The 18,721-nt window shown below is 61.9% G+C and carries 21 protein-coding genes and 1 tRNA gene; 16 read left to right on the top strand and 6 right to left on the bottom strand.

Going from position 1 to position 18,721, the window contains the following annotated elements:
* Positions 1–6: 6 nt before the first annotated feature.
* Both V6765_RS06755 and V6765_RS06760 read left to right on the top strand, forming a co-directional pair.
* The gene (locus V6765_RS06755) at positions 7–738 is read left to right on the top strand and encodes a rhomboid family intramembrane serine protease (RefSeq protein WP_448427370.1); all 732 of its coding nucleotides are present in this window, start codon (positions 7–9) and stop codon (positions 736–738) included.
* A 105-nt stretch (positions 739–843) separates the two neighbouring features.
* Entirely contained in the window at positions 844–1,278 is a 435-nt protein-coding gene (locus V6765_RS06760) for a CBS domain-containing protein (RefSeq protein ID WP_448427371.1), read from the top strand.
* A 255-nt stretch (positions 1,279–1,533) separates the two neighbouring features.
* Here the strand turns inward: V6765_RS06760 and hisI are convergent, their stop codons facing one another.
* Positions 1,534–1,983: a phosphoribosyl-AMP cyclohydrolase gene (hisI, locus tag V6765_RS06765; RefSeq protein ID WP_448427372.1), complete on the bottom strand. Its 450-nt coding sequence runs from the start codon at positions 1,981–1,983 to the stop codon at positions 1,534–1,536.
* 134 nt (positions 1,984–2,117) lie between these two features.
* On the opposite strand from hisI, the gene V6765_RS06770 reads away from it, so the two are divergent.
* Complete coding sequence (locus V6765_RS06770; RefSeq protein WP_448427373.1) at positions 2,118–2,576, top strand: iron-sulfur cluster assembly scaffold protein; 459 nt, start codon at positions 2,118–2,120, stop codon at positions 2,574–2,576.
* A complete protein-coding gene (yidD, locus tag V6765_RS06775; protein WP_448427374.1) occupies positions 2,569–2,901 on the top strand; it encodes a membrane protein insertion efficiency factor YidD in 333 nt (110 codons plus the stop codon). The genes V6765_RS06770 and yidD overlap by 8 nt, the downstream gene beginning before the upstream one ends.
* On the opposite strand, the gene V6765_RS06780 is transcribed toward yidD, so the two are convergent.
* The 4 genes from V6765_RS06780 to moaA form a co-directional block, all read right to left on the bottom strand.
* Complete coding sequence (locus V6765_RS06780; RefSeq protein ID WP_448427375.1) at positions 2,889–3,710, bottom strand: methyltransferase domain-containing protein; 822 nt, start codon at positions 3,708–3,710, stop codon at positions 2,889–2,891. The two genes, yidD and V6765_RS06780, sit on opposite strands and share 13 nt — an antisense overlap.
* 65 nt (positions 3,711–3,775) lie before the next feature.
* Positions 3,776–4,381 carry a molybdenum cofactor guanylyltransferase MobA gene (gene mobA, locus V6765_RS06785; protein ID WP_448427376.1) on the bottom strand — a complete coding sequence of 202 codons (606 nt, stop codon included), beginning with the start codon at positions 4,379–4,381 and terminating at the stop codon, positions 3,776–3,778.
* Positions 4,378–5,331, bottom strand: coding sequence for a DMT family transporter (locus V6765_RS06790; protein WP_448427377.1), 954 nt, complete (start codon positions 5,329–5,331; stop codon positions 4,378–4,380). The genes mobA and V6765_RS06790 overlap by 4 nt, the downstream gene beginning before the upstream one ends.
* A gap of 77 nt (positions 5,332–5,408) precedes the next feature.
* Positions 5,409–6,401: a GTP 3',8-cyclase MoaA gene (gene moaA, locus V6765_RS06795; RefSeq protein ID WP_448427587.1), complete on the bottom strand. Its 993-nt coding sequence runs from the start codon at positions 6,399–6,401 to the stop codon at positions 5,409–5,411.
* 123 nt (positions 6,402–6,524) lie between these two features.
* On the opposite strand from moaA, the gene V6765_RS06800 reads away from it, so the two are divergent.
* Positions 6,525–6,914 carry a gamma-butyrobetaine hydroxylase-like domain-containing protein gene (locus V6765_RS06800; protein WP_448427378.1) on the top strand — a complete coding sequence of 130 codons (390 nt, stop codon included), beginning with the start codon at positions 6,525–6,527 and terminating at the stop codon, positions 6,912–6,914.
* Positions 6,915–6,928: 14 nt separating this feature from the next.
* Positions 6,929–7,540 carry a pyridoxamine 5'-phosphate oxidase family protein gene (locus V6765_RS06805; protein WP_448427379.1) on the top strand — a complete coding sequence of 204 codons (612 nt, stop codon included), beginning with the start codon at positions 6,929–6,931 and terminating at the stop codon, positions 7,538–7,540.
* Here the strand turns inward: V6765_RS06805 and V6765_RS06810 are convergent, their stop codons facing one another.
* On the bottom strand, positions 7,541–8,611 hold the full coding sequence (locus V6765_RS06810; protein WP_448427380.1) for an AI-2E family transporter: 1,071 nt from the start codon (positions 8,609–8,611) through the stop codon (positions 7,541–7,543).
* A gap of 100 nt (positions 8,612–8,711) precedes the next feature.
* Here V6765_RS06810 and V6765_RS06815 point away from each other — a divergent pair, with 100 nt between their 5' ends.
* The 10 genes from V6765_RS06815 (at position 8,712) to rplL (ending at position 18,608) form a co-directional block, all read left to right on the top strand.
* The gene (locus V6765_RS06815; RefSeq protein WP_448427381.1) at positions 8,712–9,293 is read left to right on the top strand and encodes a DUF924 family protein; all 582 of its coding nucleotides are present in this window, start codon (positions 8,712–8,714) and stop codon (positions 9,291–9,293) included.
* A 94-nt stretch (positions 9,294–9,387) separates the two neighbouring features.
* Positions 9,388–12,030, top strand: coding sequence for a mechanosensitive ion channel domain-containing protein (locus tag V6765_RS06820; RefSeq protein ID WP_448427382.1), 2,643 nt, complete (start codon positions 9,388–9,390; stop codon positions 12,028–12,030).
* A 150-nt stretch (positions 12,031–12,180) separates the two neighbouring features.
* Positions 12,181–14,694: a GcvT family protein gene (locus V6765_RS06825; RefSeq protein ID WP_448427383.1), complete on the top strand. Its 2,514-nt coding sequence runs from the start codon at positions 12,181–12,183 to the stop codon at positions 14,692–14,694.
* A gap of 339 nt (positions 14,695–15,033) precedes the next feature.
* Positions 15,034–15,109 (top strand) — tRNA-Trp (locus V6765_RS06830).
* Positions 15,110–15,276: 167 nt separating this feature from the next.
* Positions 15,277–15,477, top strand: a complete 201-nt coding sequence (secE, locus tag V6765_RS06835) for a preprotein translocase subunit SecE (protein WP_026173618.1) — start codon at positions 15,277–15,279, stop codon at positions 15,475–15,477.
* Positions 15,478–15,494: 17 nt separating this feature from the next.
* A complete protein-coding gene (gene nusG / locus V6765_RS06840) occupies positions 15,495–16,025 on the top strand; it encodes a transcription termination/antitermination protein NusG (RefSeq protein ID WP_180900957.1) in 531 nt (176 codons plus the stop codon).
* Between the two features lie 144 nt (positions 16,026–16,169).
* Complete coding sequence (gene rplK / locus V6765_RS06845; protein WP_018065629.1) at positions 16,170–16,598, top strand: 50S ribosomal protein L11; 429 nt, start codon at positions 16,170–16,172, stop codon at positions 16,596–16,598.
* Between the two features lie 5 nt (positions 16,599–16,603).
* Positions 16,604–17,299 (top strand): 50S ribosomal protein L1, encoded by a 696-nt coding sequence (gene rplA / locus V6765_RS06850; protein ID WP_448427384.1) that lies wholly within the window; start codon positions 16,604–16,606, stop codon positions 17,297–17,299.
* A gap of 349 nt (positions 17,300–17,648) precedes the next feature.
* Entirely contained in the window at positions 17,649–18,167 is a 519-nt protein-coding gene (gene rplJ, locus V6765_RS06855; RefSeq protein WP_448427385.1) for a 50S ribosomal protein L10, read from the top strand.
* A gap of 63 nt (positions 18,168–18,230) precedes the next feature.
* Complete coding sequence (gene rplL / locus V6765_RS06860) at positions 18,231–18,608, top strand: 50S ribosomal protein L7/L12 (protein ID WP_448427386.1); 378 nt, start codon at positions 18,231–18,233, stop codon at positions 18,606–18,608.
* Positions 18,609–18,721 lie beyond the last annotated feature (113 nt).

The raw sequence follows: 18,721 nt of genomic DNA on the forward strand, positions 1-18,721 counted from the left end.
GCGATCATGCAAACACCGCGTACGGGCGGCGGCCGGATGGACCATGACCGGCATCGCGAGCCAGCCATCAACCTGCCTCCGGTGGTGGTCGGGGCGCTGGCCGTGCTTTTTGCGATCTTCCTGGTGCAGGAATTCCTGCTCTCCTACCGCACCAATGTGATGATCTGGCAGGAATTCGGGTTCCTGCCGGTGCGCTATGCCCACAGCCTGTTTCAACAGGGCTGGGCGTGGCTGTGGTCGCCGCTCACCTATTCGCTGCTGCATGGCGGCTGGACGCATATCGTTTTCAACGCCATCTGGCTGGCGATCTTCGGCGCGCCCGTCGCCCGGCGCATCGGGACGGTGCGGTTCCTGATCCTGTGGGTGGCGAGCGCCGCGGCCTCGGCGTTCTTCTTCGCCGCCACGGATTGGGGCGCCGTCACGGTGCTGATCGGCGCGTCCGGCGTCGTGTCTGCCTACATGGGCGCTGCCTGCCGCTTCGTGTTCGCCGGCGGTCGGTTCCTCCCCCAGGCCCATCTGGGTCCGAGGCTTTCTATTTCGGACGTGTTCCGCGATCGCACGGCCCGCGCCTTCGTGCTGGTCTGGCTGGCCGGCAATCTGCTGATCGCCGTCGGGGTCAGCTTTGCCGGCATCAGCGCCGGCGAGATCGCCTGGCAGGCGCATATCGGCGGCTTTCTGTTCGGTTTCCTCACCTTCCCGCTGTTCGATGTCAGGCAGCCGCGCACCCTGGTTTTCTGAGCCGGTCACGGTTTCCTTGCAATCGCCTGAAACCTCATGCACCATTCGACTTTGCGTGGCCGACCGGAGGCGACACGCATCGGCGCCGTAAACGAGGAGGTTTCGATGTCCATTACCGTGAGAATGATACTTGCCGAGAAGGGCCGTGCGGTCGTGACCGCGAAGGGCGATACGTCGATTTCGGAAGTCGCGACGATCCTGCATCAAAACCGCATCGGTGCTGTCGTGATTGTCGGCAAAAACGACAGCATTGTCGGTATTTTCACCGAGCGCGACCTGGTCGGCGCTATCAGCAAGCACGGCGCGGGATGTCTTTCCCATCCGGTTTCGACGGAGATGACGGAAAATGTCTATCGCTGCGACGAGGGCGTGAGCGTCAACGAATTGATGGAAGTCATGACCAAGCGCCATTTCCGTCACGTGCCTGTCGAAGTCGATGGCCGTCTCGCCGGAATCATCTCGATCGGCGACGTCGTCAAATCCCGCATCCGCGAGGTGGAGCAGGAAGCCGAGCACATCAAGTCGTATATCGCCGGGTGAGGGTGCGGAGAGTTTCCGCAAATAGTCTCTCCCCTTGAGGGAGAGATGCCCCGACAGGGGCAGAGAGGGGTGAACCCTTTCCTCATACTCGGAGCTTGCGGCTTTTAGGGCTTGCGCCCTTTACCCCTCTCTGTCGCTTTCGCGACATCTCCCCTCAAGGGGGGAGATTGTGGGCTGCGAGGTTGCGGCGGGACTGGGCGGCAGCAGGCGCTGAGATTCGCGAAAACGGCACGTCGAGGTCTTCCTCCCTTGTCCCTATTCCCCGCCATACACTTCCTTCGGATCGAAGGCCCTGTCGTCGTCGATGCTGGTCAGCACGGCCTTGCCGCCCTCGATCGAGGCAGCGCGGTAGAAGCAGGAGCGGCGGCCGGTGTGGCAGGCGGCGGCGTGGCCGGTCATGGTCACCTTGAGCAGGACCGCGTCCTGATCGCAATCGGCAAGCACGGCCTCGACCCGCTGGAGATTGCCCGAGGTTTCGCCCTTCTTCCAGATCGCCTTGCGCGAACGGCTGTAATAGTGAGCAAAGCCGGTTTCGAGCGTCAGCGCCAGCGCCTCGGCATTCATATGGGCGAGCATCAGCACGGCGTTGTCGCGCGCGTCGGTGACCACGGCGGTGACGAGACCGTTGTCATCAAAACGCGGGGTGAAGGCGCGCGATTCATCGAGCAGGGCCTTGTCCTGCGGCGGCTTTTCGAAATTCAGCATGGCTTTTCCCGTTTCCGGCGGTTTAAATAGACCCGGATCGGAACCTTGGCAATCGTGTGCTGCGGGCTTGTTGCGACGGCGCCGAAAACCCATCTTCCGGATGAAGCATTGAAAGACGCGCCGCAGGGTGACCGATGGACGATATCTATTCCGCGAAAATATTGCAGCATGCCGGTAATGTGACCCGGCTCGGCGTTCTGGAGAATGCCGATGCATCGGCCTCGGCGCATTCGCGGCTGTGCGGCTCGAAACTGACGGTCTATCTCAGCCTCGCGGATGGTTGCGTCAGCGATTTTTCGCACGAGTTGAAGGCCTGCGCGCTTGGCCAGGCGTCGTCCGCGATCATGGCCGAGACCATCATCGGTGCCACGCCGGCGGAAATCCGCGATGCCCGGGAAAAGATGCGGGCGATGCTGAAGGAAGGCGGGGAGGGGCCGGACGGACGCTTCGCAGAGATGCGCTGTCTCTTGCCCGTGAAGGATTATCCGGCCCGCCACGGCTCAGTGATGCTCACCTTAGAGGCGACCGTCAAGGCGCTCGATGCGCTGGAACGCGGCCCCGCTCTGGCCGAGGCCGTCGGGCGCGATGGGTAGCGGGCATTCGCGCAATTACGGCGGGCCGTTTCCGAAGACGCCGGGCCGGCTTCTGGGTCTCGGCCTGATCCGCTTCTATCAGCTCACATTCTCAAGCCTGATCGGCCAGTCCTGCCGGCATCTGCCGACATGTTCGGAATATGGCTATGAGGCGATCGCCCGCCACGGACTATGGTCAGGCGGGTTTCTCACCCTGTTTCGCGTCGGGCGTTGTGGGCCGGGCGGCACTTGCGGCTTCGACCCGGTGCCCGAAGAGTTGGACCCGCGCTGGCACTGGTATACGCCCTGGCGGTTTTATCAGGCTGGACGCCGTCACGCCTCCTGAAGGCGAGCAATCACCAGATAGCCGGGCGTCGGTGCGCCGTTTTCCATCCGGACATTGATATCAGTGACCTCCACCGTATCGAAGCCGGCGTCCTTGAGCCGGTTCTCGATATAGGCGAGGCTGTGGCCGAAGCGGTGATGAGGGCCGACGGCGTAGCCCGCCCCCTTCAGCCGTTCCTCCGGCAGGGTCTCGGCGGAAAAGGCGAAGATGCCGCCTGTCTCCATATTGGCGGCGGCGCCCTGAAACAGCGCGTCGAGCGTGCCGAGATAGGGCAGAACATCGGCGGCGATCACAAGATCGAACGGCGTTTCGTCGCTTTCCTCGAGAAATTCCTCGACCTCGGCAACGAAAAGCGTGTCGTAGAGACCTTTCTCGTAGGCGATCTCCACCATGTTTTCGGAAATGTCGAGCCCGGTGATATCGTCCGCCATGTCGTTGAGCGCGTCCGCACCAAGGCCGGTGCCGCAGCCGAGATCCAGCATACGCTTGAACGGGCCGAGCGAAAGCGCCTGGAACCGCTGGCGGATCGTCATCGGCACGCAATAGCCGAGCTGTTCCACCAGAATATCCTCGAAATCATCGGCATGCTGGTCGAACAGGGTCTCGACATAGGCGCCCGGCGCCTTCAGCGGCGTGTCGCCGAAACCGGTGGCGGCAAGGCGCACCCCAGCGCCGCCATGGTCTTCGGGGTCGATCGCCAGCACCTCGCGATAGGCTTCGGCAGCCTCGGCAAGCCTGCCTTCCTTTTCCAGCGCCAGTGCCCGGTTATAGGCCTTCGCCAGCTTTTTCTCGTCGATCTTGCGCGCCATCGCCTCAGCCTCATGTGTTTCGGCCTACGCTCTATGCCGGGTCGCGGAATGGCGCAACAGCCGATTTAAGCGGGTCCAAGCCGTGCGCGTGCCTGTTCCAGATCTTCCGGCGTATTGATGTTGAAGAACGGATCGTTTTCACCGTCCATCTCGAAATCCACGAACCGGTGCGGATGGCGCTCCAGAAAGCCCATCAGTCTTCTGTTGCCGTCCGCGAGCCGGGCCGCAAGGTCATCGGCAAGCACGACCGGCCAGAGCGCGAAGACGGGATGGACGCGGCCGTTCGAGCGCGCGGCTATGATTTCATCAGGGGCGGGGACTGCTGCCTGTAGCCGGGCGACGAAATCCGTTGGGAAGAAAGGCGTGTCGACGGCGACCGAGGCGATATGGGAGGCAGGGCCGTTCCCGAAATGGCGAAGCGCTGCAAGGATGCCGGAGAGCGGGCCGTCGTGCTCCTCGCCGCCATCGGTAAGGACGGGAGCGCCTGCGAATTCCGCCATCGTCTCATCATGGCGGCTGATAACCACCGGTCCGCTTTGTGCGGAAATACGCGTGAGGGCATGGGAAAGCAGCGTTCCACCGCCGAAGGTGAGCATCGCCTTGTCTTCGCCCATGCGCCGCGAGGCGCCGCCGGCGAGAATGACGGCTGGGATGCGTTGAGCTTTCGTCAATCGCGCAGAACCTCCTCTTCGGCGCGCGCCAGCAGGCCGCCGCCCTGCGGGCCGCCGGGCTGGGTGGTTTCGCTGAGCGGTTCGATGCCGCGCTGGCGCTCGCGGTAGAACGAGTAGAGGCCGGCGCCGACCACGATCGCGCCGCCGATCAGCACGTTCACGCCAGGATAGGTCGCAAACATGATCATGCCGAGGATGGTTGACCACAACAGTCCGGTATAGCGGAACGGCGCGACATAGGAGATATCGGCCTTGCGCACGGCGAACACGATGAACTGGTAGCCGATCAGCAGAAAGCCAGCCGCAAGGATGAGCAGGCCGACGAGCGGCCAGCGCATCAGATCCCAGTCCTGTTCGATGGTGCCGAGCCCGGCCCCGCCGATGGTCAGCAGGGCGGAGGTCGACAGCGTGATCACGATCGCCGGCACATCGGTGCGGATCGCCTTGGTGAGCAGGTCGCGGGCGGTGGCGAAAAGCATGGCGATCACGACGTAGAGCGCGCCGCTCTCAAAGCCGGCGGGACCCGGCTTAATGATGATCATCACCCCGATGAAGCCGGCGATGATCGCGCTCCACCGCCGCCAGCCGACGGGTTCGCCCATGAACAGCGCCGCGCCCAGCGTCACGGCGAGCGGCAGGCATTGCAGGATTGCCGCCGCATTGGCAAGCGGCATCGCCTTCAGCGCTTCGAGATAGGCAATGGCGGCGACAAGCTCGCATGAACTGCGGATCAGAACCCGCGGCTCCAGCACGGCACGCATGTGCGAAAACACGCCCGCCCGCCAGGCGATGATCAGCGCGATGAACATGACGATCAGGCCGCGGAAGAACATGATCTGACCGACGCCGATCTCCTCGGTCAGTTTTTTCACGATCGCGTCGTTGATCGAAAAGCTGGCCATGCCCGCGATCATGAACAGCGCGCCGGAAAGATTTGAGGAAATACGCATCATTCGCCCATATTTTGATCATTCGGTTCATATCGCCGAACCGAGTGTGGGGGAAGACGCGTTGATGCTTTATATTTCTAGCCGCCGGTCATGCTCATGTGGCGGGCGACGGCGACGCGGGAGGTTTTTTCGTCGAGCTCGAAATTGTGCTCTTTGGGCTTGCGGGCGATGGCATTGTCGATGGCGCGGTGGAGTGCGGCGTCATCACCCGGATTGTCGCGCAGCACGGCGCGGAAATCGGCATTGTCGTCCTGCCCAAGACAGAGGTAGAGCATGCCGGTGCAGGTGAGGCGGACCCGGTTGCAACTGGAACAGAAATTGTGGCTGAGCGGGGTGATGAAACCGAGCTTGCCGCCGGTCTCTGCCACCCTGACGAACCGCGCCGGCCCGCCGGTGTCGAGCGGGATGTCGGTGAGCGTGAAGCGCTCCTCAAGGTCGCGGCGGACCTTCGACAGCGGCAGATATTGCGCGGAGCGGTCGGTCTCGACCTCGCCGAGCGGCATGGCCTCGATCAGCGTCAGGTCCATGCCTTCGCCATGAGCAAAGCGCAGCAAGTCTGGAATTTCGGCCTCATTGAAGCCGGCAAGCGCCACCGCGTTGAGCTTGACCTTCAGCCCGGCCGCGCGCGCGGCCTCAAGCCCCGCCATCACCTTGTGAAAATCGCCCCAGCGGGTGATCTCGCGGAACTTCTGCGGGTCGAGCGTGTCGAGCGAGACATTGATGCGGCGCACGCCGGCGGCGTAGAGGTCGTCGGCATAGCGCGAAAGCTGCGAGCCGTTGGTGGTCAGCGTCAACTCGTCGAGCGCGCCGTCTTCGATGCGGCGGCCGAGCGCGTCGATCAGATGCATCACATTCTTGCGCATCAGCGGCTCGCCGCCGGTGAGCCGCAGCTTGCGCACGCCCTTGTCGATGAAGGCGTTGCAGAGGCGTTCGAGCTCTTCCAGCGTCAAGAGGTCGCGTTTCGGCAGAAAGGTCATGTTTTCCGCCATGCAATAGGTGCAGCGGAAATCGCAGCGGTCGGTCACCGAGACGCGCAGATAGGTGATCGCGCGCCCGAAGGGGTCGATCATCGGGGCGGGTTTTTCGTCCGCTATCTCGCTGAAATGCCTGTTCACGCAAAATCTCCTTGCCCAGAAAATGTTCTTCGGGTTGGCAAGCGTCAAGTCCGGTGTCAAACAAAGCTCTGTGAAGTCATGGAGACGGAGCCGATTTTGACAGCAATACCGACAGAGATCAGGGTCTCGAAAGACCGCAGAAGCCTGACCGTGACGTTTGACGACGGCGCCCGTTACATGCTGCCGGCCGAGATGCTGCGGGTCTTGTCGCCGTCTGCCGAGGTCAAGGGCCATGGTCCCGGCCAGGCGGTGACGGTGCCGGGCAAGCGCAATGTCGAGATCATGACGGTCGCGGCCGCCGGCAATTATGCGATCCGCATCGGTTTTGACGACATGCACGACAGCGGCATCTATACCTGGACCTATCTGCACGAACTGGGCGTGGACGGCGCGCGCATGTTCGCCGACTACGAAGCCGAGCTTGCCGAAAAGGGCATGACCCGCGACCGGGCGGAGCGTCCGCGTTAAAACAGGAGTGATGCATGAAGACGATCGGAACGATCGAGGAGCTAAGAGAGCGTTACGGCGAGCCTGGCCACGCCTCGATCGCCAAGGTGGCTGAAAGGTTGACGCCCGCCTATAGACGCTGGATCGAAGCCTCGCCCTTTCTGGCGCTTGCCACAGCCGGGCCGGAGGGACTGGATTGTTCTCCACGAGGGGATGAAGGGCCGGTTGTCCGGATCACTGACGAAAAAACGGTGATGCTGCCGGACTGGCGCGGCAACAATCGTATCGACTCGCTCAAGAACATCGTTGGCGACCCGCGCGTCGCGCTGCTTTTCCTCGTGCCCGGCTCCAACAATGCCCTGCGCATCAATGGGTCGGCCGTGCTGGCCGTTGACGACGACCTGCTGGCGAGTTTCGAAGTGGACGGCAAGCATCCGCGATCGGTGATCGTGGTCACCATCGAAGCGGTCTATTTCCAATGCGCGCGGGCGCTGCTTCGCGCGGGGCTTTGGAATCCGGCGCGATTCATCGATCCTGCTTCGCTGCCCAGCGCGGGCGAGATGACGAAGCAGGCAAGCGCGGAGGCCTTCGACGCGGAGAGCTATGACCGGGAATGGCCGGAGCGTGCCGCCAGAACCATGTGGTGATCAGCGTTTCGGCGCAGCCAGCGCCTTTACCTCTTTTCGTCTGGACTTGCCGCCGAAAATGTTGGCGACCCAGTGCAGCGAGGGAATGTTCTCGCACACCGTCAGAAGCGCGATCGTGATCGGCACGCCGAGGAAGGTGCCGAACAGGCCCCACATGAAGGTCCAGAAGAAGATCGAGAACACCACCACGAAGGGCGAGATCGAAAGCGTCGATCCCGAAACCATCGGCTCGACATAATTGCCGATGATGAACTGGATCAGGTTGAGCGAGACAAACAGCACCAATGCCGTTTCCCAATGCTCGAACTGGATGACGCCATAGAGCGAGGGAAACACGGTGGCGATCACCGAGCCGATGAACGGGATGTAGTTCAGCGCAAAGGCGATTACGCCCCATTCGATGGGGAAATCGAGCCCGGTGACGGTGGCCGCGCCCCAAAACAGCAGGCCGGTGATCGCGCTCATTTCGGTGCGGACCAGCATGTAGCGACCGAATTTGCGGGCCGTTTCATGGGCAATCTTCACAGCCGTGGCGGCAAAGCCGGGCTGGTTGATCACGTCGAGCTTGCTGCGCAGCTTGTCGACTTCCGTGAGGCCGAGCACGACATAGGCGAGCACGACAAGCCAGAAGCTCAGCGTCGTGCTGGCCTGCCCGGTGATCTGCCGGACGGTGCGCACCACGAGCCCGACATTGAAAACATCCGAAAGCGAGCTCGCGACCGCGATCCCCTTTCCGTCGAACCAGGCGACGGCGTCCTGATAGGCCGCTTGAAGCTGCCACGCCGCTTCGACGAACGAGGCCGCGACCCGGGAAAAGCCCCAGATCACCAACGTGGCGAAGATCACGAATACGACAATCGTGGAAATGACGGTGAGCGCCAGTGCCGCCAGCGCCGGCATGAATTTCTGCAGCGCATTCTTGATCGGCCAGGTGACGGCGATGATGAACAGCGCCAGCGCTACCGGCTTGAGAAATCCCGCACCTCCGCGGATCGCCAGCAGCAACAGGATCACGAAGATCAACGATGTGACGACGGTGACGCCGCGCCGCGATCCGGCTGGTTCATGCATATATGTCTCGCAAATGTCTTGCTTGAGCGGAGCTATGTGAAAATGTATCGTCCCGGTCTGTCATGCGCAAGCAGAACTGCATAAGCCGAGGAGAGGCGACATGAGCGAATTCATCGACGAGGCGGCGACCCCTGAACAGGTGCTTGCATTCTGGTTCGAGGAGCTGACGCCGAAGGACTGGTTCCAGCCCGACGATGTGGCAGCGCTCGACCGCACGATCCTCTACCGGTTCTTCTCCACCCATCGGGCTCTGGCGCAGAAGATCGGTAGCGACTGGCGCGCAACGCCCGAGGCGCAGCTTGCCGCCGTTATCGTGCTTGACCAGTTTCCCCGCAATATCTACCGCGCGACGCCGATGGCTTTTGCCACCGACCGGCTGGCGCTCAGGGAAGCGAAATTCGCCGTTGCCAGCGGGGCGGACCAGGCGGTGCCGGCGGAAAGGCGCGCCTTCTTCTACATGCCATTCGAACATTCCGAAAAGCTGAAGGATCAGAAACGCTCGGTCGAGCTGTTCAAGGCGCTCGGCAATGACGAATACTCGCGCTTTGCCGAAAGCCATCGCGATGTGATCGCCGAATTCGGCCGGTTCCCCCACCGCAACGCGATCCTGAAGCGTCGTTCCACGCCGGCCGAGCGGGCATATCTTTCGAGCGACGAAAACACCGGCTGGGGCCAGAAGTGACGAAACAGGGCGGCGGCAAGGTCCGCTGCCTTGAAATTGACGCGCTGCTCGTCAAGAGCACCGGTGCAGGACAAGTGAAAGGGCCAGCGGTTTGATGTGGCGAGGCGGCGCAAGGGCGGGGATTTTCGGCATTCTGTATCTGGTGCTGGCGCTCGTCTTCACATTGCCGGCGGCGGGCGCTTATGCCCAGGAAACCGGCCAGGCTGCCACCCCCGCGACGGGGCAGCAGGCCGCAACGCCGCCCGCAAGCGATGCTTCCGCGGCACCGGCTGCGACAGAGGCGGGAGCGCCGCAGGCAAGCAGCCCGGCGGCGGCGGACGCGACGCCGACCGATCCGTTCGTTCAGGATATGCAGGACCGGCTGAGCGGGTTTTCGCAGACGCTCTCGACGGTCACAACGGCGCTTAGCGGTCAACCGCCGGGCACCGATGCGCTTGTGAAGCTGCAGACCGAGGTGGACCAGCTTCAGATCGAACTTGCCAAGACGGTGAGCGCGACCTCGGACCGGCTGACGGAGGTGCGCGCGCAGCTTGCCGAACTCGGCTCCGCCCCCGGGCCGGGCGAGACCCCGGAACCGGCGGTCACCACGGACGAGCGCAACAAGCTTCTGGCCCAGCGCTCGGAAATCAATGCGCTGTCCGATCAGGCCCAGAAACTGAGCACCGCCGCCAATGAGGCGTCCGCCGATATCAGTCGCATAAGGCGCGAGCAATTCGCCGAAAAGCTGTTTGCCCACACCGACCTGATGCAGCTGTTCTCCTCCGATTTCAGCCGTCTGCTCAGCGCCGAGATCACGGCGTTCAGGGTGTCTTACGGTGGATGGCTGAACTATATCTGGAACGCGAAACGGCTGCCCTTCCTGGCGGCCATGTTGCTTTCGCTGCTCGCGGCGGTGTTCTCATACCGCATCTCCAGCCGCTACCTGGAGCGCACCAAGCTCGACTTCGAGGCGCAGGAACCCGATTACGTGGCGCGGCTTCTGGCAAGTTTCTGGACCACGGCGATCCCGAGTCTTGCGCTGCTTGCCTTTCTCATCGTTTCTTATGTGCTTTTCATCAGCCTGAACATCTTCCTGCCGGATGTGGAGCGCTTCGTGCGCGCGGCCTATGTCTCGGCCGCCATCATCATTTTCGTGTTCCTGCTGTCGCGCAACGTGCTGACGCCGCTTCGCCCGCAATGGCGGCTGGTGCCGGTCAGCAATCCGGCGGCGCGCAACCTGACGCTGGCCTTCACCGCGCTTGCCGCGATCAACTGGATCGATATCCTGCTTGGCGTCCTGAACGATACGCTCGATGCCGATCTGCGCCTCGAGGTCGCGCGAAGTCTCGTGACCTCGGTGCTGATCGGCGCGATACTGATCGCAATGTCGTTCATCCGGCCGCGCGCGCCGATGGGCGGCAAGACGGCGCAGAAGCGGTCGTTCAAGATCCTGTTTCCCTCCATCATCGCCGCTTTGACCCGGCTGGTCGGCATTTTCATCGTGCTGGCGGCTCTGATCGGCTATGTCGCGCTGGCCCGCCTCGCCGCCAATCAGGTGGTGCTGACCGGCGGGGTGCTGATAACGATGTATCTCGGCATGCTGCTCGGGCAGGCGGTGTCGCAGCCGGGCAGTTTCGCGAGAACCGGCTACGGCAAGCACTTCGTCAGCCGCTTCGGCATATCGAGCGTGCGCAGCGACCAGATTTCGCTCGTGCTCGGACTGGTGACCTATGCGGCGACGCTTTTTATCGGCATTCCGCTGATCCTGCTGTCATGGGGCGTTCGCTGGGAGGAGATCAAGCTCTGGGCAGGCAATAATCTGACCTCCGTTACCGTCGGATCGATCACCATCTCGCTTGGCGGCATCCTGATCGGCGTGTTGCTGTTTATCGGTGGCTATCTCGGAACCCGCTGGTTTCAGGGCTGGTTCGACAATAATGTGCTGTTGCGCTCCAAGGCCGATTCCGGCGTCAGAAATTCGGTCAAGACCGGCATCAGCTATCTCGGCATCGTGCTCGCCGGCCTGCTGGCGATTTCGGCCGCCGGCGTCAACCTTTCAAGTCTTGCGCTTGTCGCCTCGGCGCTGTCGATCGGCATCGGCTTCGGGCTGCAGACCATCGTCTCCAACTTCGTCTCCGGCCTCATTCTGCTGGCCGAGCGGCCGTTCAAGGTGGGCGACTGGATCGTGTCCGGAACGACGGAGGGCTTCGTCAAGCGCATCTCGGTGCGCGCGACCGAGATCGAAACGTTCCAGCGCCAGTCGATCATCGTGCCGAATTCAGAGCTGATCAACGCCTCGGTCGGCAACTGGATGCACCACAACCAGATGGGGCGCTCCGAGGTGGCTGTCGGCGTTTCCTATGACAGCGACCCGCGCACCGTCATGAACATCCTGATGGATATCGGAACCTCGCACCCGCTGGTGCTGCAAAACCCGGAGCCGATGGTGATCTTCATGGGGTTCGGCGAATCGACGCTCGATTTCGAGCTACGCGTCTATCTTGCCGACGTCTTCAACGGCATCTCCGTGCGCAACGATATAAGGGTGGCGATCTTCGAGCGCTTCCGTGACGCGGGCATCACCATTCCCTATCCCCAGCGCGACCTGCACATCATCCCGCAGAAGGAGCGCCACGACGAACTGGCGAACTCGATCCGCAAGCAGATGCGCAAGACAGCGCCCGCGCCGGTCGAAAGCGAAACCGCCCCGTCCTTTGATCATCCCGATGCCGGCAATGACGACGGCGGCGAGCGCTGACCGGCGCGCGAGCGCATGATTTTCAGCGCGTCGCGGCCACAAGACTGCATGTCGCAAACGGGCTGTTGGCGGGGCTGCGCGCGTTGCATAGTCGAGTGAAGAACGGCCCGTCTGGAGCGGGCACTGGCGCTATCCTCAGAGGCGGAACGGATGACAACGAAAACTCGGGCACTGGTGATCGGCGGCGGCGTCGTCGGCGTATCGACGCTTTATCATCTGGCGAAAAAGGGCTGGTCGGACTCGGTTCTGATCGAGCGCAAGGAACTGACCTCCGGCTCTACATGGCACGCCGCCGGGCTGCTGCCGCTGTTCAACATGAGCTATTCCGTCGGCCAGTTGCACAAATATTCGGTCAATCTCTATTCCGCGCTTGAGGAAGAGACCGGGCTCAATGTCGGCTTCTCGAAAGTCTCCAATATCCGGCTCGCGATGACGAAGGACCGGATGGATGAGTATCTCTATTATTCCGGCATCGCGGAGACCATCGGCGTTGATTTCAAATTCCTGACGCCGGAGGAGGTCAAGGAAGTCTGGCCGCTCTGCGAGACCGACGGCCTGCTCGGCGCGATCCAGCATCCCGGCGACGGCTATATTCAGCCGGCCGATCTGACACAGGCGCTGGCCAAGGGCGCGCGCGACAACGGCGCGCGGATCATGCGCAACACCACAGTCACCGAGATCCGCCAGAACACGGATGGCACATGGCATGTCGAGACCGACAAGGAGGCGTTCACCGCCGATCACGTAATCTCCTGCACCGGCAATTTCGCTCGGCGGACCGGCGCGATGGTGGGGCTCAATATCCCGGTCATTCCGGTCGAGCATCAATATATCGTCACCGAGCCGCATCCGGCGATCCTTGAGCGCAAGAAGCAGGGCCTTCCGGAGATGGGCGTGCTGCGCGAATCCGATAGCGCCTGGTACATGCGCGAGGAGGCGGGCGGTCTGATCCTCGGGCCTTACGAGACCGGCGCGCCGGTCTGTTATGTCGACGGACCGTCGGACGACAGCGAATACGAGCTGTTCCAGGAGGAGCTCGACCGGCTGATGCCGCATATCGAGACCGCGATGGCGCGCGTTCCGGCCTTTGCCGAGGTTGGCATCAAGAAGGTCTATAACGGCGCGATCGCCTATACGCCGGATGGCAACCCGATCGTCGGTCCCGCGCCGGGGCTGAAGAATTTCTGGCTGAACGAGGGCCATTCCTTTGGCATCACGGCCGCCGGCGGCGCCGGCTGGCAGCTGGCCGAGTGGATCGTCAATGGCGAGCCGACGGTGGACCTTGCCGGCGTTGATCCGCGCCGTTTCGGGCCCTATGCGACCGAAGGCTACCTCATCGCCAAGAACGAGGAGGCCTATGCCAATGTCTTCACCATGCACTATCCCGACGAGGAGCGCGCCGCCGCCCGGCCGCTGAAGACCTCGCCGGTCTATGAGCGGCTGAAGGCGCTGGGCGGCGTGTTCGGCTCGGTCTATGGCTGGGAACGCGCCAACTGGTATGCGCCGGAGGGTTATGCGCTCGATGAGAGCGAACTTGGCGTCGGCGCCGATGTGATCACCAGCCACAACCACGCGCCGCCGCTGGACGATGGCCGGATCGTGGAAAAATGGTCGTTCCGCCGCTCGAACTATTTCGAGCATGTCGGCAACGAGGTGAAACACGTCCACGAAAAGGTCGGCGTGCTCGACATGACGCCGTTTGCGAAAATGGAAGTCTCGGGGCCGGGCGCGCGCGCCTTCCTCGACTCGATTTTCGCCAACGCAATCCCGAAGAAGCGCGGCCGGATCGCGCTTTGCCACCTGCTCGGCCAGGAAGGCGGGGTGAGGGCGGAATTCACGCTCTACGAATGGGCGCCCGACCGGTTCTATCTGGTCTCCGGCGCGGGGCTCGAAAGCCACGACCACGACCTCTTGATGAAGCTTGCGCCGACCGATGGTTCGGTCACGCTCCGGCCGCTGACCATGGAAATGGGCGTGCTGGTGGTTGCAGGTCCGAAGTCGCGCGATCTTCTGAAGAAGCTGACGCGGACCTCGCTCGAGAACGAGCATTTCGGCTGGCTCACCGGGCAGCCGATCTCGATCGGGGCGGCGAGCTGCCATGCGCTGCGCGTCAATTTCGTCGGCGAGCTCGGCTGGGAGCTGCATCACCCGATCGCGATGCAGACCTATATCTTCGACAAGCTGATGGAAGCTGGCGCCGAATTCGACATCAAGCCGTTCGGCATCCGCGCGATGGGCGCGATGGCGCTGGAGAAGTCCTACCGCGCCATGCAGCGGGAGATGACGATCGAATATACCGCCTACGAATCGGGCCTCGACCGCTTCATCAAGCCGAAGAAGGATTTCATCGGCAAGGAAGCGCTGCTTGCGAAGAAGGAAGAGGGGCTGTCCGCCGTGTTCGCGACCCTGATCGTCGACGGCGTCACCGATTGCGATGCCCGCGGCTCGGAGGCGATCTATGACGGCGACGGCAATCTCGCCGGCCGCGCCACCCAGGGCGGCTTCGGCTGGCGCATCGGCAAGTCGATCGCGCTGGCGATGCTGAAGCCGGACTATGCGGCACCCGGCACCAAGCTGAAAATCAGGATTCTCGGCGACCTTTACGACGCGACCGTCGTGGAGGAGAGCCCGTTCGATCCCGAGAACGAGGCGCTCAGGGCGTGAGTCGCGACGACGTTTTCCTTCGGTTCCGTCATGCCGGCCTTGAGCCGGCATCCAGGGCGGTGCGGAGCAGGGGCTCCTGCCTGTTTTCCCTCAGCCGGACACAGCATCAATGCCACGTTCACGTCGTTTGGCCCTGGACCCCGGCTCAAGGCCGGGGTGACGGAGCGGAGAGTTCGCGTTTGAAAACGCAGGCCAGAGCGAATCCGGCGACCTTGGCATTTTTCGCAAGCCCTTCCCCGGCATTCGTCAAAAACACTCTTGCAAAGCGCGCCTCATCCCCGTAAATGAGCGCCATGTCTGATGCCGGCGCGCGGAAACGCATGCAGCCGGATCGGATGAAGGGGTATAGCTCAGTTGGTAGAGCGGCGGTCTCCAAAACCGCAGGTCGGGGGTTCGAGCCCCTCTGCCCCTGCCAGCACGCTTGATCGGAAGCGCAAATCAGTGGCCGGCTCGCGTGAATGTGAAAACAAAAATACGTTTTTCTCTTGTGTCAACGAAAAACGATGATATGTAGTGAAAAACAGACTCGCGGCGCGTGGAGCTGGATCTTCCGCTTTACGTGCCGTAAAGGCGTGGGCATTTATGGCATCTAAAACCAATCCATTCACGTTTCTGCAGCAAGTGCGCGCTGAGACGGCCAAAGTCGTTTGGCCTTCCCGGCGCGAAACTGTGATTTCGACCCTCATGGTGATCGTGATGGTCGTGATCGCGGCGTTTTTCTTTTTTGCTGCGGACCAGTTGATGAGCTTGTTGATGAATTTCATCCTCAATCTCGGCGCCTGATCGGGAAGGGGAAGCAGATGGCTATGCGTTGGTATATCGTTCATGCTTATTCCAACTTCGAAAAGAAGGTGGCAGAGGCGATCGAGGAGAAGGCCCGCCAGAAGGGTCTCGACCAGTATTTCGACCGCATTCTCGTACCGACCGAAAAGGTCGTCGAGGTGCGTCGCGGCCGCAAGGTCGATTCGGAGCGCAAGTTCTTTCCCGGCTATGTGCTGGTAAGGGCCGAGCTCAATGATGAGGTGTTTCACCTGATCAAGAATACGCCCCGCGTGACGGGCTTCCTCGGTAGCGACCAGAAGCCGGTTCCGATTCCCGATTCCGAGGCCGAGCATATTCTCGGTCAGGTGCAGGAAGGCGTCGAGCGCCCGAAGGCGACCGTGCTTTTCGAGATCGGCGAGCAGGTTCGGGTTTCCGATGGTCCGTTCGCGTCGTTCAACGGCGTCGTGCAGGATGTCGATGAAGAGCGCGCCCGCCTGAAGGTCGAGGTTTCGATCTTCGGCCGCGCCACCCCGGTCGAGCTGGAATACGCTCAGGTCGAGAAAGTTTGAAGTTTTGCCCCTTCGGGGGGGCATTGCGCGTGGAAGAACAGGGCGCTTAGCCGGCGCCCGGAGGTTCGCACCACGCAACCGCAGCCGCCGGCATAGGCCGGCAGTCGGGCCGGGGTTCCGGTCCACAACGTGAAAGGCAGAGTAATGGCTAAGAAAGTTGCAGGCCAGCTCAAGCTGCAGGTCCCGGCAGGTTCGGCAAATCCGTCCCCGCCGATCGGTCCCGCACTTGGTCAGCGTGGCATCAATATCATGGAATTCTGCAAGGCGTTCAACGCCGCCTCGCAGGAGATGGAAAAGGGTATGCCGATCCCGGTCATCATCACCTATTTCCAGGACAAGTCCTTCACCTTCGTGATGAAGCAGCCGCCGGTTTCCTACTTCCTGAAGCGGGAAGCGAAGCTCAAGTCCGGGTCGAAGACCCCGGGCCGTGCATCGGCCGGCAAGATCACCTCTGAGCAGGTCCGCAAGATCGCGGAAGCCAAGATGAGCGATCTGAACGCCGCCGATATCGAAGGCGCAATGCGCATGGTTGAGGGCTCCGCCCGCGCCATGGGCCTGGAAGTGACGGGTTGATTGCCATGACCAAGATTGCAAAGCGTATTCAGAAGACCCGCGAAGGCGTTGACGTCAACAAGCTCTACGCCCTGTCGGAAGCCGTGCAGATGGTCAAGGAACGCGCCACCGCGAAGTTCGACGAAACCATCGAAATCGCGATGAACCTCGGCGTTGATCCGCGCCACGCCGACCAGATGGTCCGCGGCGTCGTCAACCTGCCGAACGGCACGGGCCGCAGCGTTCGCGTTGCCGTTTTCGCCCGTGGCGCCAAGGCCGATGAAGCCAAGGAAGCCGGCGCCGACGTCGTTGGCGCGGAAGACCTGGTTGAAGCCGTCCAGGGCGGCAACATCGATTTCGATCGTTGCATCGCCACGCCGGACATGATGCCGCTCGTCGGCCGTCTCGGCAAGGTGCTCGGCCCCCGCGGCATGATGCCGAACCCGAAGGTTGGCACCGTCACGATGGACGTCAAGGCGGCTGTCGAAGCCTCCAAGGGCGGCGCTGTCGAGTTCCGCGTCGAGAAGGCCGGTATCGTTCACGCCGGCGTTGGCAAGGCCTCGTTTGACGCCAAGGCGCTGGAAGAAAACATCCGTGCTTTCGCCGATGCCGTTGTCAAGGCAAAGCCGACCGGCGCCAAGGGCAACTACGTCAAGCGCCTGGCGCTGTCGTCGACCATGGGCCCCGGCGTCAAGATCGACTTCTCGTCGGTCAACGCCTGAGCGCGTAATACAGAATTTCCGGAGGTGATCTTCCGGTGACAAGTTTCCGGGCTCCAGGGCCCGGAAAAACCCGGGATAAAACCCGGTTTCCTGTCCGAGATTGCAGGTGGGCAACCTTAATTCATGCCTGCATGAGACGGGTGAGACCAATTTTTCCGTTGGCGACGCAAGTCACCTTTGGCGGTTTAACTGGTTCGAACCTGGTTGTGCCTAGGCGCTTGAGAAATCGCGCGCCGATGGGGGCAGGATCCTCGAGCGTCGCTTGGGATCTTGGATAAAAACAAGAAGCCCCTTGCGGCAAAGGCAAACCGACAGGTCCGAAAATGGTCCTGTCAACTGGAGATAGGCAGTGGAAAGAGCGGAAAAACGCGAATTCGTCACGGAACTGAACGAAGTCTTCAAGGCTTCCGGTTCGGTTGTCGTGGCCCACTATGCCGGTGTCACCGTTGCGCAGATGAACGATTTTCGTTCGAAGATGCGTGAAGCGGGCGGCACTGTCAGAGTCGCGAAGAACCGCCTGGCCAAAATTGCCCTTCAGGGTACGGAGTCCGAGGGAATGTCCGACCTTTTCAAAGGTCAGACGCTCATCGCATTTTGCGATGACCCGGTGACGGCTCCGAAGGTCTGCATGGACTTCGCCAAGACCAACGACAAGCTCGTTGTCATCGGCGGTGCCATGGGGGCAACCGTGCTCGACGCGGAAGGTGTGAAGTCGCTTGCGACGATGCCTTCGCTGGACGAGCTGCGTGCGAAGCTGGTTGGTATGATCCAGACCCCGGCTACCCGTATCGCGACGATTGCTTCGGCACCCGCAAGCCAGCTTGCGCGCGTGCTCAACGCCTACGCCACGAAGGACGAAGCCGCCTGATGCGGTTTTTCGCTGTTTACAAAATTTCGAACCAGTTCGAACCAACACTGAAGGAATATGAACATGGCTGATCTCGCCAAAATCGTAGAAGAACTCTCTGAGCTGACGGTTCTCGAAGCCGCTGAGCTTTCCAAGATGCTCGAAGAAAAGTGGGGCGTTTCCGCCGCTGCTCCGGTAGCCGTTGCTGCTGCCGGTGGTGCCGGTGAAGCTGCCGCCGCCGCTGAAGAAAAGACCGAATTTGATGTCATCCTGGCGGAAGCCGGCGGCAACAAGATCGGCGTCATCAAGGAAGTCCGCGCCATCACCGGTCTCGGCCTCAAGGAAGCCAAGGACCTCGTCGAAGGCGCTCCGAAGCCGGTCAAGGAAGCTGTTTCCAAGGCCGAAGCCGAAGAACTCAAGGGCAAGCTGGAAGCAGCCGGCGCCAAGGTCGAGCTCAAGTAAGCTTTGCTTTTTGTCGTGGGGGGGGGGGGGGGGGGGGGGGGCCCGCCCCCCCCCCCCCCCCCCCCCAAAAAAAAAAAAAAAAAAAAAAAAAAAAAACCCAGATATTAAATAAA

This window comes from Martelella sp. FOR1707 (genome assembly GCF_053484265.1).

What these genes read in the sequence shown, in the direction of transcription:
- V6765_RS06755 (WP_448427370.1), top strand. Translation starts at nt 7, where the DNA reads ATGCAAACACCGCGTACGGGCGGCGGCCGGATGGACCATGACCGGCAT.
- V6765_RS06760 (WP_448427371.1), top strand. Translation starts at nt 844, where the DNA reads ATGTCCATTACCGTGAGAATGATACTTGCCGAGAAGGGCCGTGCGGTC.
- hisI (WP_448427372.1), bottom strand. Translation starts at nt 1,983, where the DNA reads ATGCTGAATTTCGAAAAGCCGCCGCAGGACAAGGCCCTGCTCGATGAA.
- V6765_RS06770 (WP_448427373.1), top strand. Translation starts at nt 2,118, where the DNA reads ATGGACGATATCTATTCCGCGAAAATATTGCAGCATGCCGGTAATGTG.
- yidD (WP_448427374.1), top strand. Translation starts at nt 2,569, where the DNA reads ATGGGTAGCGGGCATTCGCGCAATTACGGCGGGCCGTTTCCGAAGACG.
- V6765_RS06780 (WP_448427375.1), bottom strand. Translation starts at nt 3,710, where the DNA reads ATGGCGCGCAAGATCGACGAGAAAAAGCTGGCGAAGGCCTATAACCGG.
- V6765_RS06790 (WP_448427377.1), bottom strand. Translation starts at nt 5,331, where the DNA reads ATGCGTATTTCCTCAAATCTTTCCGGCGCGCTGTTCATGATCGCGGGC.
- moaA (WP_448427587.1), bottom strand. Translation starts at nt 6,401, where the DNA reads ATGATCGACCCCTTCGGGCGCGCGATCACCTATCTGCGCGTCTCGGTG.
- V6765_RS06800 (WP_448427378.1), top strand. Translation starts at nt 6,525, where the DNA reads ATGGAGACGGAGCCGATTTTGACAGCAATACCGACAGAGATCAGGGTC.
- V6765_RS06805 (WP_448427379.1), top strand. Translation starts at nt 6,929, where the DNA reads ATGAAGACGATCGGAACGATCGAGGAGCTAAGAGAGCGTTACGGCGAG.
- V6765_RS06810 (WP_448427380.1), bottom strand. Translation starts at nt 8,611, where the DNA reads ATGCATGAACCAGCCGGATCGCGGCGCGGCGTCACCGTCGTCACATCG.
- V6765_RS06815 (WP_448427381.1), top strand. Translation starts at nt 8,712, where the DNA reads ATGAGCGAATTCATCGACGAGGCGGCGACCCCTGAACAGGTGCTTGCA.
- V6765_RS06820 (WP_448427382.1), top strand. Translation starts at nt 9,388, where the DNA reads ATGTGGCGAGGCGGCGCAAGGGCGGGGATTTTCGGCATTCTGTATCTG.
- V6765_RS06825 (WP_448427383.1), top strand. Translation starts at nt 12,181, where the DNA reads ATGACAACGAAAACTCGGGCACTGGTGATCGGCGGCGGCGTCGTCGGC.
- secE (WP_026173618.1), top strand. Translation starts at nt 15,277, where the DNA reads ATGGCATCTAAAACCAATCCATTCACGTTTCTGCAGCAAGTGCGCGCT.
- nusG (WP_180900957.1), top strand. Translation starts at nt 15,495, where the DNA reads ATGGCTATGCGTTGGTATATCGTTCATGCTTATTCCAACTTCGAAAAG.
- rplK (WP_018065629.1), top strand. Translation starts at nt 16,170, where the DNA reads ATGGCTAAGAAAGTTGCAGGCCAGCTCAAGCTGCAGGTCCCGGCAGGT.
- rplA (WP_448427384.1), top strand. Translation starts at nt 16,604, where the DNA reads ATGACCAAGATTGCAAAGCGTATTCAGAAGACCCGCGAAGGCGTTGAC.
- rplL (WP_448427386.1), top strand. Translation starts at nt 18,231, where the DNA reads ATGGCTGATCTCGCCAAAATCGTAGAAGAACTCTCTGAGCTGACGGTT.